This window comes from Inconstantimicrobium porci (genome assembly GCF_009696465.1).
GTDB classification, from domain to species: domain Bacteria; phylum Bacillota; class Clostridia; order Clostridiales; family Clostridiaceae; genus Inconstantimicrobium; species Inconstantimicrobium porci.
The window spans coordinates 56,061-68,878 of sequence record NZ_VULX01000012.1 but is presented as its reverse complement, the minus strand read 5'-3'; the positions used below and the strand labels follow the sequence as shown (position 1 = coordinate 68,878).

Genomic DNA, 12,818 nt, shown 5'->3' with positions numbered 1-12,818 from the left:
TTAATTAATTTTCCTGCAGGAATCCCTTTTTACCAATTCAACAGGTATAACATTGTTCACAGTTAATTTCTTCTTCTGATTAATCTGCTCTACAAGAATATCTGCTGCTGATCTGCCTAATTCAGTAGAATTCTGCCTTATTGTTGTAAGACCTGGTGTAACATATCTTGCAAGTTCTATATCATCAAATCCTATTACTGAAAAATCATCAGGCACATTCATTCCTTCATCCCTTATAGCCGCAATGGCTCCAAGAGCTAATTTATCTCCTGCTGCAAACACAGCTGTGGGCCTATCTTTTAATTTTAAAAGTTTTTTCATAGCACTATATCCTCCTGAATAATCGAAATTAACTCCATCAGCAATATATCCATTTGGAACATTAAGTCCTAAATTATTCATAGCTTCCTTATAACATTTGATTCTTGTAGTACTTGACCAATTTCTATCTCCAAAGCCTCCACTAATATGAGCTATTTTTCTATGTCCAAGCTCATATAAATAATCTATTGCAAGTTTACATCCTTTTTCGTTGTCAGAACTTACAGTAGCTGCATTATTATTTCTTATATCAATAATAACGCATGGGAAATCACTATTTATGATTTCTTCTGTTTCCTTATTTCCTTCTTCAGTAGATATTATTACTATACCATCCACCCTAGAATACTTAAAATATTCTAAGAAGGTACTATTTTTCAGCCTATCAGTTTTTGATCCAAACAACAATGAATATCCATACTCCTCTACCCTATGTTTAAATGCCTGTATTACATATGAAAAAAAAGGATGGGCAAGCCCTATTCCTACTCCTTCATAATACACTACACCTATTGTCCATGTCTTCTTTGTTGATAAGAATTGTGCCTGAGCATTAGGTTTAAATCCTGATTCTACTAAAGCTTTTTTTATTTTATTTCTTGTTTTATCACTAACATCCGGATAATTATTAATAACCTTTGACACAGTTGTAGGTGAAAATCCCGTAATCTTAGCTATATCATATATTGTTAACACCTTATCCTCCTATTCTAAATAATTATATATGCATTATTTCATCTAAACTATTTATTCATTATGATAACTATTATAAATTATATTCGTGTCAATTTATAGTACTACAGCTTCTATTTGTTTAATATTACCAAACATTGAACTGTACTTCACAAAAATTATAAAAACTTATCATTAAATGTACAAACATGTATTTTGGAATAGCTCTCTTTTGTATAATCTAGTATAATTAAATTATACATTTCTTTTCATTTTTATAATATAGTTACTGGTAATTGCAATATATTTGCCTTTGTATATGAATTGTTATATAAATACAAATAACTAATTAATTTCTACCTAAAACATAAAAAAAGACCTGAAGGATAACTTAGGCGGGGTACCCATATTATCTTTCAGGCTGTTTCCTAAAGGAATTTAATGAAAAAAGATTTTTTATCTACAATTTTGAGTATACACAATTTTTGTGACAATTATATGTCAGAATATCAGAATATTTATGTAAAACTCATTATATTTTTTTCTTATTCTCACTTAATATGTATAATAAAATATCAATATGTTGAGAGGTGTTAAATTATGAAATTCAACTACCATACACACTGCGAATACTGCGGACACGCTAATGGATGCTGTGAAGATTATGTCAAAGAAGCCTTAAAATCGAATTTAAAAATTCTTGGCTTTTCAGATCATGGACCATTTCCAGGTGATGGATTTGGTTTCAGAATGGACTATGATAATCTGAAGCAGTATATTAACGAAATAAATATATTAAAAACAGAATATAAAGATAAGATTAAACTTCTATGCGGCCTGGAAATTGAGTATATATCATCTTTGGACAGTTACTATGGAAAACTGCTTAAAAACAAGACCGTGGACTACTTAATTCTTGGTCAGCATTATTATGAAGATACTAATAATAACATCCATAATATTTATGATGCGGAATCTACAGACTGTTTTATTGACTATGCACAATCATCAGTCAAGGGAATGAAGACTGGATATTTTAAATATCTTGCCCACCCTGACTTAATGTATGAAAACAACTTTAAATGGGATGAAAACTGTGATAAGGCAGCTGACATCATCATAGATGCTGCAGAAAAATATCACTTTATACTAGAGATAAATGCCAATGGCTTCAGAAAAGGCTTAAGCGATATGTGCGATGGCGTAAGATACCAGTACCCACATAATTCATTCTGGAAAAAAGTAAGTGGTAGAAATATAGACGTAATCATTGGTTGCGATGCACACGACCCAGCACAGCTTAATGACATATATAATAAAATAGCTTTTGATTACTGCAGAAAAATGAAGTTACATTTAGTGGACTTATACTAACAAAAAAGGATAAAATTTCATTATATCATTTTTTTGAGTTATTGTGTAACCCCTTTATTTCCAACGGTTTACAGCATCAAAATTTCACCTTTTTCAATGCAGTTTCTTATACCATAAAAAATAACATCTAGATAATTTAGAATTTGTAGTTTAATTCAAATTCTAGTTTATCAAGATGTTTTAATTTGTTCCAATATCACACATTCTTTATTTTCTTAAAAGTTGATACTGTATAGTATGATGTCATTAAAAGAATAAACTCACTTATTACTGGCAGTGGAAACACAGATACTTCATATATAAATAAGAATCTTTCAACTATCATTAAGATAATACTCATAATTAAAAAGATCATTCCTGCTTTATTACTCCTTGGCTCCAGCAGAACCTTTATGCTTATTATTTCCAAAAACACCAATACAGTTATGAAAATGAAATTTTCTATAAGTTCATTCGAAGAAAATATAACAAACCCAAACTGTTTTATTATTTTCAAGCTGTACTTCGAGAAATACATTTCTACTCCAAAAAGTACAGCAAACACCGCAATATACGGATAAACAGAAATAAATTTCATTACATTGTCTCTTCTAAAAATATAAACTGTTATAAAAATAACTGCCGGTACATAAATAACATTAAGTTCACTAAGCCGTCCTATCATAAGTGCATAATTATTTGAATTAGTTATTGATAGGAATATCAGTGATATACACCTAATGAGGAACAAAATCATCATTACATTCATTAGTACAGATATCTTTTTAGGACATTTTCTCCTAATAATAAATATAAGATTAATTATCAAAGCACACATAAGTATTAATAAAAAATAGTACATAAATATCTCCATAACTTAACCTCTACTATAAAGCTATTTATATATAGATACTATTTTTTTTTAGCTATTATACCTGCTATTTAAGAAAAATAAATTTCCTCATCTAACATTCCTTCTGATTTTGCTACTACAACACTTGTAGCTGAATCTCCAACTACATTTAGTGATGTTACAAGCATTTCTATAGGTCTATTTATTGCAAGTATTAGTGAATATGCAAGCATTGCTGAATCGTTGTTATACCCCATTCCTGTTAACACTGTAAATAATATTACTGCGCCAGCCCCAGGTGCAGCAGGTGTTCCTACTGATGCTATTAATGCTAAAAGTGCAATAACTATTACATTGCTTACTGTAACATTATATCCTGCACTAGTTGCTATAAATATAGCGGCAATAACCTGCATTATAGCAGTACCATTCATGTTAATTGTCATTCCAAGAGGAAGTATGAATGATGCTACATCTTCGCTTACCCCAAGCTCTTCTGTAGTTGTTTTTGTATTAAGAGGCAAAGTAGCTGCTGAAGATGATGTTGAGAAGCCAAATAGTGCAACTTTTCCTATCTTCTTTACAAAATGTACAGGATTAAGACCTGCCCCTACTGCTATGAATATAGCATAGCCAAATACTAAAAATACCAATAACGCAGCAACTGTAGTTACAACATATACAAGTGCTGGCTTTAAGTTATCTACTCCGTAAATTGCAAATGTTCTAGTTATAAGAACAAATATTGCGAAAGGTCCAAACTTTGTAATTACAAAACTTAAGAATACGGTAATAATAGAGTTTACATCTTCTAAAAGATCCTTTAATACTTTTACCTTATCACCTAGTACATTGATACAAAGTCCTATAACTACTGCTGCAAATACTATAGCTAGTACACTTCCATTATCTGAAAAAGCAGATGCAACATTGCTAGGAACTGCATTGACAATTATCATCAATGGATTTGTAGAATTTGCTGTTCCAGTCTTTGCTGCAACATTGCCTACATTAGTAGTAAAAAGTCCCATGTTCTTTACTGCAAATCCAACAATTCCTGCTAATAAAAGTGCAAAAACTGAAGTCGATAAAAATCCTAAAATTGTCTTGTATGATATTCTACCAAGCTTCTTAGTATCACTTATTTTACACATTGCTAGTGCAATTGATGTAAATACCATTGGAACTATAACAAGCTGAAGTGCTCTTACAAACAGCTGTCCAAGGATATAAAATACTCCTATAGCATTTGTAGCTCCTTTTGCTGAAATATCCTGAAATAAGATGTTATTAATTGTTGTCCAAATATCTTTACTACCACTTGCAATAAGATTTTCTCTTAAAAAGATACACCCTACTCCTGCAATAAGTCCTAAGATTAGTGCGATTGCCATATTTATGGCCAGTCTGCTGCTGTTATTGTTTCCTTTATTCATTTTTATTTCTCCTTATAAGTAGTTCTATTTCCCCGCCATGCGACTGACTTAACTATAAGGTAGTATGCTCCTTGCTCTACGTCTTAAAATATATAACTAATTAAAGACATAAAAAATGCCTTCCTTAAATAAAGGAAGGCTGCTTACGATCTATCAAAACTTTAATTTATATCAAAAAGAGATTTTGATTATAAATGATGCTTAAAGTCTATTGCTGGTCAGCATACTATAACTTCCTTACTGATTTCTCGAATCAATTTAAAGGGATTGTCTTTATGCTATCATCTATAACATTGCTTGTCAATATATAATGGCTGATAAAGCAATTGATTCAATCAACACAGCAGTACTCATCTCTATACTCTTTAGGTGATTGGCCTTTGTATATTTTAAATGTCCTAAAGAAATATGATGAATCATTAAAACCTACTATTTCCATTATTTCAGAAATTGGAACTCTTGTATCTCTTAAAAGAGTGGTTGCTATATTTACTCTCAGTTTATTGATATAAGTTATTATAGTTTCTCCCACAAGTCTGTTAAACTTTTCAGAAAGCGTTGTTCTGTTCATATTAAATTTTTTAGTCAGTTAATCCCAGCATTTTTATGATAATCATCAAGATAATCTTCAAGATCAGATTTTATTACTGTAGCTCTTGGCCCATAAATAGCCTGAACTCCATTACCTCTATGAATAACTCCTACTGCTCCTGAATTCTCTAATATATCTTCATTAACAAGATTATAATCTTTCACTGTACATCTTAATCTAGTTACGCAACAGTCAACATCAATTATATTATCCTTGCCGCCAAATCCTTCTACAATTATCGCTAATGATTCATTTTTAGATAATTTCTCTTTTGAGTAATTATCCTTTCTCCTATAAAGCTTTACCTTCTCTTCATCTTCACGTCCAGGAGTTTTAATATTATACTTTTTAATGAAAAAGCTGAATAAGAAATAATAAATTATAAAGTAAACAATCCCCACTAATACAATTCTAATCCAATTTGTTTTTGCATTTCCCTGTAATATTCCAAACAAGAACATATCAATAAAGCCACCTGAAAACGTCATTCCTACACCTACATTCAGTATGTGCATTATCATGTAAGATAGACCTGCAAACACACAGTGTACTATATATAATTTGGGTGCTACAAACAAAAAAGTGAATTCAATTGGTTCTGTAATACCTGTCAGCATTGATGTTAAAGCTGCTGATAGAAGTAATCCTCCTACAATCTTTCTCTTTTGTGGCTTTGCGCTTCTATACATTGCAAGAGCGGCTCCTGGCAATGCAAATATCATTAGTGGAAACTTGCCTGACATAAATCTTGTTGCTAAAACACTAAAATGATGAATTCCCGGTTGAACAAGCTGGGCAAAGAATATATTCTGTGCTCCCTCTATAGTTTTACCTGCTACTACAGCCGTTCCTCCAACTGCTGTCTGCCAAAATGGCAGATAAAATACATGATGAAGACCAAATGGAATAAGTGCACGTTCCACAAAACCATAAAACCATGTACCTGCATATCCTGATGCTATAACAAACCTACCTAGTGCATTGATTGCAGTCTGAACAGGCGGCCAAATAAAGAACATTACTATCCCAATAATTATATACACTATCGCACTTATTATTGGCACAAACCTTGTACCAGCAAAAAATGATAGCACCTCCGGAAGTTCTACTTTATAAAATCTATTATGTAATACAGCAACTCCAAGTCCAACTATAATTCCACCAAACACCCCCATCTGTAATGATGTAATTCCAACTACAGAAGTAGTTGCACCATTCATAAACACTTTAGCTCCGCCGCTGATTTTAATCATCGAGCCTATTGATGCATACATCACAAAAAATGCTATAGCTGCAGAAAGAGCTGCAACTTCCTTTTCCTTCTTTGACATACCTATAGCAACACCCATTGCAAAAAGTATCGGTAGATTATTAAAAATAATATTTCCTGCATCATTCATTATCAGAAGAATTGAATTAACAGCTGTTCCTGGTCCCATTATATTTAACAATCCATATGCTTTAAGCATATTTTTAGTAACAGCTCTCTTCCAAACAAATGTGAATTTATTGGAACTAGCCTCTATTTTTGTTCCATCTATAAATATTGACTCACCTGAAATTTCACCAATTTCATAAAGGGAATTAGTTGTTTGAGCAAGAATCTGTTCAGCATAAGGTGCAAAATGAAGAGTCCTAAATCTTGCGATAGTTGAATGATCTGGGGCTTTTGATCCTTCTAGTAAAAAGATAAAATTAATATCTCTGTAGCAGGCTTTTTCAATATCTCTTGATGAATAAAGTCCGTTCATATATCCATATAATATGATTTTTAGTAACTTTCGTGGCAAAGCTTGATTTTCCTTAACTTTGGAATAAGTCATATATAAATCTGATAAATCCTATTCTCTTTGAGTTTAGGATTTGTTTTTTTTGCATAAAAAAAGAGCCGCTACACAACTAATTTCTAATTAGTTGTGCGACAGCCCCATTTTCTTATACTATCATATAATAAACTACGCTAAATAATCTTCTAAGTTTGATTTAATTACTGTAACTCTTGGTCCATATATTATCTGAACACCTTGCCCTTTATGAACAACTCCAGATGCACCTGTCTGCTTTAACACATCATCTTTTACAAGTTCTGATTTGTATACAGTACAACGTAATCTTGTAGCACAGCAATCTACATCTGATATATTTTCTTTTCCACCAAGTCCTTCAACTATAGCAGCTGAAAGTGAATCTTCTGAAGTATTAGCTTCTGAACCATTTTCTCCGTTCTTTCTTGCTTCAACATCTTTTCTAGTGTAAAGTTTAGTTTCTTCATTGTCGTCTTCTCTACCAGGAGTCTTTAGATTCATCTTCTTAATTAATATTGAGAAAATGAAATAGTAAACTACAAAATAAGCTATTCCTACAGGTAATACAATTAACCAGTTTGTTTTAGCATTACCTTGTAAAATACCAAATAAGAAGAAATCAATAAAACCACCAGAGAATGTCATACCTATTGTTACATTCATAATGTGCATAAGCATATATGCAACGCCAGCAAATACGCAGTGTATTGCATATAAAAGTGGAGCAACAAATAAGAATGTAAACTCAATTGGTTCAGTTATTCCTGTTACTGCTGAAGTTAAGGCAGCTGATAATAAAAGTCCACCAACAACCTTTCTCTTTCCTGGCTTTGCACATTTGTACATAGCAAGAGCTGCACCAGGTAAACCAAACATCATAAGTGGGAACTTACCAGCCATAAATCTAGTAGCAGAAACGCTGAATTTAGTTATTCCAGGTGTAGCAAGTTCAGCAAAGAATATATTCTGAGCTCCTTCTATAAGTTTTCCACCAACTTCTAAAGTTCCACCAAGTGCTGTCTGCCAGAATGGTAAATAAAATACGTGATGTAGTCCAAATGGAATAAGAGCACGTTCCATTAATCCATATAACCAAGTACCTGCATATCCTGATTTTAATACGACATCACCAACTGCATATATACCCTTCTGAACTGGAGGCCATATAAAGAACATTGCTATACCTACTATTAAGTATACAACTGCACTTATTATTGGCACGAATCTTGAACCACCAAAAAATGATAACACTTGTGGTAATTGTATCTTATAAAATCTATTATGTAGTGCTGCTACTCCAAGACCTACAATAATACCACCAAAAACACCCATCTGTAATGATGTAATTCCTAAAACTGATGTAGATGCTCCTTCTAATAAAGCTTCTGTTCCACCATTTATATTTATCATTGCACCTATTGATGCATGCATGATAAAGAATGCTATAGCTGCTGAAAGTGCAGCAACTTCTTTTTCTTTCTTAGCCATACCAATTGCAACACCCATTGCAAATAATATTGGAAGATTTGAGAAAACAATATTTCCAGCATCATTCATTACTGTTAATATAGCATTAATTACTGTTCCAGGACCCATAATACCCATAAGTCCGTAAGCTTCAAGCATTGTTTTATTTGTAAATGAACCGCCAAGTCCTAAAAATAGACCTGCTACTGGAAGCAATGCTATTGGAAGCATAAATGATCTACCCACACGTTGTAAAACACCAAATATTTTGTCTTTCATAACTTTTACTCCTTAGTTTATTATTTAACATCAAATGGTTTTAATCTATTCCTTTTGCGCGCAAAAAAGGCATTACCTAATCTAACCATAAGTGTTACGAATAGTTAATGCCTGAATATCAGTTACACACTATATTTACACTCCTATATTAGCACTTATTTTTTTATTCGTCAACGTTTTCTTTTAGAGTTCCTATTTCGACTTTTTCCTACAACCATTTTCCTTTGAAATAGTAAATAATAAAATTGATAATTTCTATAAAAACATTCGAATATATTGATAGTATTGCTCTTTTATCCTCTTTACAATAAATGATGATAAAATTAGAATAACATAGTATACTAACCTTAGAATTGCGAGGTAAAAATGGATATTAAGATTTCGATAATTGTTCCAATATTTAATTCAGAAAATTATCTCTCACGCTGCATAGAATCGCTTATACATCAGTCTTTAAAGGAAATTGAAATAATCCTTGTCAATGACTGTTCAATTGATAACAGCCTTTCTATTGCAGAAGAATATAAAAATAAATACAGTCATCTCATAAAATTAATAAACAATGAAACAAGAAGAGGCCCTGGTGGAGCAAGAAATGCAGGCATTAAAGCTGCCAATGGGAAATACATAGGATTTGTTGACAGTGATGATGATGTCTTTTATACGATGTATGAAGAACTTTACGAAAAAGCGGTAAAGAATGATTATGATATGATTGATTCTGCATTTTATTATGAAGCGCTAGAAGAGGATTTCTTAACTACTTCGGAAGCAGCCTGTGGTACGCTTGATATTGCAAAAAGAAAAGATCTCATGCTACATGGCGGTTTTATCTGGAGCAAAATAATTAAAAGAGAAATTATCATAGACAACAATATACTTTTTAGAGAAAATACTGCCTATGAAGATATAGATTTTATAAGAAATGTGATGCTCTGCTGTAACAATATAGGTGCTATTAATTCTGTACTTTATAACTACAGAGATACATCTACTTCAATTTCAGGCTGTGAAGATATAGAGGTTCAGATATATGAAAAAATATCATCTATTAAATCTTTAATTACAATGCTAAATAAAATGAATCAGTATGAAATATACATGAATGAAGTAAAATATCTGGCTGTAAAAACCTATAATGCATTAAATGATTATGTTTCTTCAATGACTGAACAGCCAGATAACAAGATATTAAAAGTTATTGATGCTTTTAAAAGAAATTACTGCTCTTAATTATGATTATATCCTTTGACTACTGCCTTATAGCCATTGTATGTCACATAGAAGTATCCACCATAAATTAGTATGATAACACCAGCTGTGAAAAGCGCTGAAGGCAGTATATATCCTTTGCCAAAAGAATTCAGGTAATCACTTATATAAAGAATAGCGATTACTGAATGAACTATTGATAAAATGAGTGGAAAAATAAAATATATCAGTATTTGAATAAAAATGCTTTTATTAATAATACTTTTAGATGCACCTATTCTTTTTAGCGATACATATCTTTCACTGCTGTCGCTTGCTTCAGAAAGCTGTTGCAGAGCAAGAACTGCTGCACTGGCTAGCAGAAAAATTATTCCCAGGTATACTCCAACAAAAAGCAATGTTGTATAAAATCCTTTATTTGATTCTATTACCCTTTCTCTTGTATCACCGCTTATATATACTCCATCCAGCTTATATGAGTTTCTTGATAGTGTAATATCTCTTAAAAGTTTCACATATTCCTCTTCTGTTTTCTCCTTATCACCTTTATACTCCATATTAACAACAGACTCAATTACATCACAGCCATCTGCTAGTTTATCAGGTACGATAAGTGTAAAATAATTGTAATTAACTAATGCTGTATAATAAAGTTCATGCATAACTTCTTTGTTGGCTATAGTAAACTTTTCATTTCTTAAAATAATACTATCTCCTGAGTTTACCATCTTATCTGCTGCACTAGACATTGTCCCATGATTAGATGTTACAATAACCTGATTATCTTTAAGATCAATTGTTTTTTCTCCCCTAAGTTTCTGCATATTATTATAATCAGAAATTCTGATAGCTGGTGTATATTTATAATCACTGACATCTTTTTTATCATCCGCATACTTTCCAATAATATCTTCTACAGGTGTATTCAGTCCATACACATTTAAATATCTGCATTCTACATTATCTTTAAAAGTAACATTCATCTTTTTGAAAGCATCTTCAATACTTTTCACAGGTGTCTTATTATCAATATACATTCTTGCAGAGGCATCAAACGAAGTATTTTCTCTTAAACTATTCTCAAGAATCTGTTTAAAGCTAAGCCCTGTAGATAGAACTATAACAGTTAACGAAAGCATGATACATATTATTGACATTGATATAAAATTAGTATTAATTTTACTGTAAATCTGTCTTGCTACAAAAATATTAAGATTTTTAAAATACACCTTTCTATTTTTCTTAATAAGATTAATACATAAGCCGCTTAAACCATAAAAAATAAGGAAAATTGATATTATTGCCAAAGCAGCTGCAATCTTTAAATTCTTACTCTGCATATCTCTGCCTGTTATCTTTACCAGGTAACATTCAGTTGCTATAAATGCTATGCCGAGAATAAAAATGATAAATGAAACAGCATTTTTTTTAATCTTCATTTCCTCATTTTTTCTTGAAGCATTAATCATATCTATAAGTTTGTATTTTGATATCATAAATGAATTAAAGATTATTACAAGTATGAAAATGATAGCAAAGTACAGTGAAGTCTTGATAAGTGCTTTTATAGAAAATACAAATTTATACGCACTCATATCAATCTGAAACATCTTGATTGTAAAAGCTGAAAGCCCCTGTGAGATAAATATGCCTATAGCTAGTCCTGCTACCAGCGATAAGATACCTACAAGAAATGTCTCCATAAAAAGTATAATGGATATCTTTTTCTTTGGCATCCCTAAAGTAAAATATATACCAAATTCCTTTTTGCGCTTTTTAATGAGGAAGTTGTTAGCATAAATTATCAGGCAGCCTAAGATTATTGATACAAATACAGATACAATATCTATGATACTCATCATGCTCTGCATTATCTTGTTTTGGCTTTTACCAAGTTCAATGAACGCTTTCTGCGCTTCAATAGAATTAAAGCTGTAAAAGATACAGACTGCAAATGAAAGTGTCAGAAAATATATTGCATAATCCTTAAAACTCTTTTTAACATTACTCAATGCTATTTTATAGTACATTTTCTGAGTCACCTCCAAGAAGGGTTACCACTTCGATAATCCTGTCAAAGAATTCTTTTCTTAAGTCATTGCCTCTTACTACTTCATTAAATATTCTGCCATCTTTAATAAATAGTATTCTGTGAGCATAGCTTGCAGTAAATGCATCATGTGTAACCATTAAGATAGTTGCTGATAATTCCTTATTAAGTTTCTCAAATGACTCAAGCAGCATTCTTGATGATTTGGAATCAAGTGCTCCTGTAGGTTCATCTGCAAGAATAAGTGAAGGTGATGTTACTATTGCTCTGGCACATGCTACCTTCTGTTTCTGGCCTCCAGAAATCTGGTATGGATATTTTTCTAAAATATCTTCTATGCCAAGCCTTAAAGCAACTCTCTTAACTTTTTTGTCTATCTCTGAGTGCTGCTCACCTTTTATAGTAAGTGCTAAAGCTATATTTTCATATGATGTTAAAGTATCAAGGAGGTTAAAATCCTGAAACACAAATCCAAGCTCATCTCTCCTGAATTTTTCAATCTGTTTAGCTTTCATTTTAGTAATATCAGAACCATTTATATTAATGCTGCCTGTTGTTACTTTGTCTATAGTTGATATACAGTTTAAAAGAGTTGTCTTGCCGCTTCCTGAAGGCCCCATTATCCCAACAAACTCCCCTTTGCGCACATTAAAACTAATATTGTTGATTGCCTTTGTTATAGACCCTTTATTACCATAATACTTATCTAAATTTTCTACTTTTAATATATTATCATTCATTATTTTTCCTCCATCACATGTCTTTTATCATTTTCCTT

Annotated in this window: 9 protein-coding genes and 2 pseudogenes; 2 read left to right on the top strand and 9 right to left on the bottom strand. The window is 31.6% G+C overall.

The features are described from left to right. Positions 1–1,017, bottom strand: a complete 1,017-nt coding sequence (locus tag FYJ33_RS09385) for a LacI family DNA-binding transcriptional regulator (RefSeq protein WP_328598682.1) — start codon at positions 1,015–1,017, stop codon at positions 1–3. Positions 1,018–1,593: 576 nt separating this feature from the next. Between FYJ33_RS09385 and FYJ33_RS09380 the strand changes: the two genes are divergently transcribed. After that, positions 1,594–2,367 carry a histidinol-phosphatase gene (locus tag FYJ33_RS09380; protein WP_154531489.1) on the top strand — a complete coding sequence of 258 codons (774 nt, stop codon included), beginning with the start codon at positions 1,594–1,596 and terminating at the stop codon, positions 2,365–2,367. A gap of 196 nt (positions 2,368–2,563) precedes the next feature. Here FYJ33_RS09380 and FYJ33_RS09375 read toward each other — a convergent pair whose 3' ends face one another. The 6 genes and pseudogenes from FYJ33_RS09375 to FYJ33_RS09355 form a co-directional block, all read right to left on the bottom strand. Beyond that, entirely contained in the window at positions 2,564–3,208 is a 645-nt protein-coding gene (locus FYJ33_RS09375) for a hypothetical protein (protein WP_206046661.1), read from the bottom strand. Between the two features lie 80 nt (positions 3,209–3,288). Further along, positions 3,289–4,635, bottom strand: a complete 1,347-nt coding sequence (locus FYJ33_RS09370; protein ID WP_154531487.1) for a dicarboxylate/amino acid:cation symporter — start codon at positions 4,633–4,635, stop codon at positions 3,289–3,291. Between the two features lie 331 nt (positions 4,636–4,966). Beyond that, the gene (locus FYJ33_RS09365) at positions 4,967–5,206 is read right to left on the bottom strand and encodes a helix-turn-helix domain-containing protein (RefSeq protein WP_154531486.1); all 240 of its coding nucleotides are present in this window, start codon (positions 5,204–5,206) and stop codon (positions 4,967–4,969) included. Positions 5,207–5,253: 47 nt separating this feature from the next. Beyond that, positions 5,254–6,702 (bottom strand): annotated as a pseudogene (locus FYJ33_RS09360) (PTS transporter subunit EIIC); the annotation flags it as partial. 129 nt (positions 6,703–6,831) lie between these two features. Continuing rightward, positions 6,832–7,050: pseudogene (locus FYJ33_RS16670) on the bottom strand (transposase); the annotation flags it as partial. 132 nt (positions 7,051–7,182) lie between these two features. Next, a complete protein-coding gene (locus tag FYJ33_RS09355) occupies positions 7,183–8,778 on the bottom strand; it encodes a PTS transporter subunit EIIC (protein WP_338157064.1) in 1,596 nt (531 codons plus the stop codon). 366 nt (positions 8,779–9,144) lie between these two features. On the opposite strand from FYJ33_RS09355, the gene FYJ33_RS09350 reads away from it, so the two are divergent. Continuing rightward, complete coding sequence (locus FYJ33_RS09350) at positions 9,145–10,011, top strand: glycosyltransferase (protein WP_154531484.1); 867 nt, start codon at positions 9,145–9,147, stop codon at positions 10,009–10,011. Here FYJ33_RS09350 and FYJ33_RS09345 read toward each other — a convergent pair. Beyond that, on the bottom strand, positions 10,008–12,020 hold the full coding sequence (locus FYJ33_RS09345) for an FtsX-like permease family protein (protein ID WP_154531483.1): 2,013 nt from the start codon (positions 12,018–12,020) through the stop codon (positions 10,008–10,010). The two genes, FYJ33_RS09350 and FYJ33_RS09345, sit on opposite strands and share 4 nt — an antisense overlap. Next, the gene (locus FYJ33_RS09340) at positions 12,010–12,780 is read right to left on the bottom strand and encodes an ABC transporter ATP-binding protein (protein WP_154531482.1); all 771 of its coding nucleotides are present in this window, start codon (positions 12,778–12,780) and stop codon (positions 12,010–12,012) included. The genes FYJ33_RS09345 and FYJ33_RS09340 overlap by 11 nt, the downstream gene beginning before the upstream one ends. Positions 12,781–12,818 lie beyond the last annotated feature (38 nt).

Coding starts and splice junctions, on each gene's coding strand:
- FYJ33_RS09365 (WP_154531486.1), bottom strand. CDS start 5,206: ATGAACAGAACAACGCTTTCTGAAAAGTTTAACAGACTTGTGGGAGAA.
- FYJ33_RS09380 (WP_154531489.1), top strand. CDS start 1,594: ATGAAATTCAACTACCATACACACTGCGAATACTGCGGACACGCTAAT.
- FYJ33_RS09355 (WP_338157064.1), bottom strand. CDS start 8,778: ATGAAAGACAAAATATTTGGTGTTTTACAACGTGTGGGTAGATCATTT.
- FYJ33_RS09375 (WP_206046661.1), bottom strand. CDS start 3,208: ATGTACTATTTTTTATTAATACTTATGTGTGCTTTGATAATTAATCTT.
- FYJ33_RS09345 (WP_154531483.1), bottom strand. CDS start 12,020: ATGTACTATAAAATAGCATTGAGTAATGTTAAAAAGAGTTTTAAGGAT.
- FYJ33_RS09370 (WP_154531487.1), bottom strand. CDS start 4,635: ATGAATAAAGGAAACAATAACAGCAGCAGACTGGCCATAAATATGGCA.
- FYJ33_RS09340 (WP_154531482.1), bottom strand. CDS start 12,780: ATGAATGATAATATATTAAAAGTAGAAAATTTAGATAAGTATTATGGT.
- FYJ33_RS09350 (WP_154531484.1), top strand. CDS start 9,145: ATGGATATTAAGATTTCGATAATTGTTCCAATATTTAATTCAGAAAAT.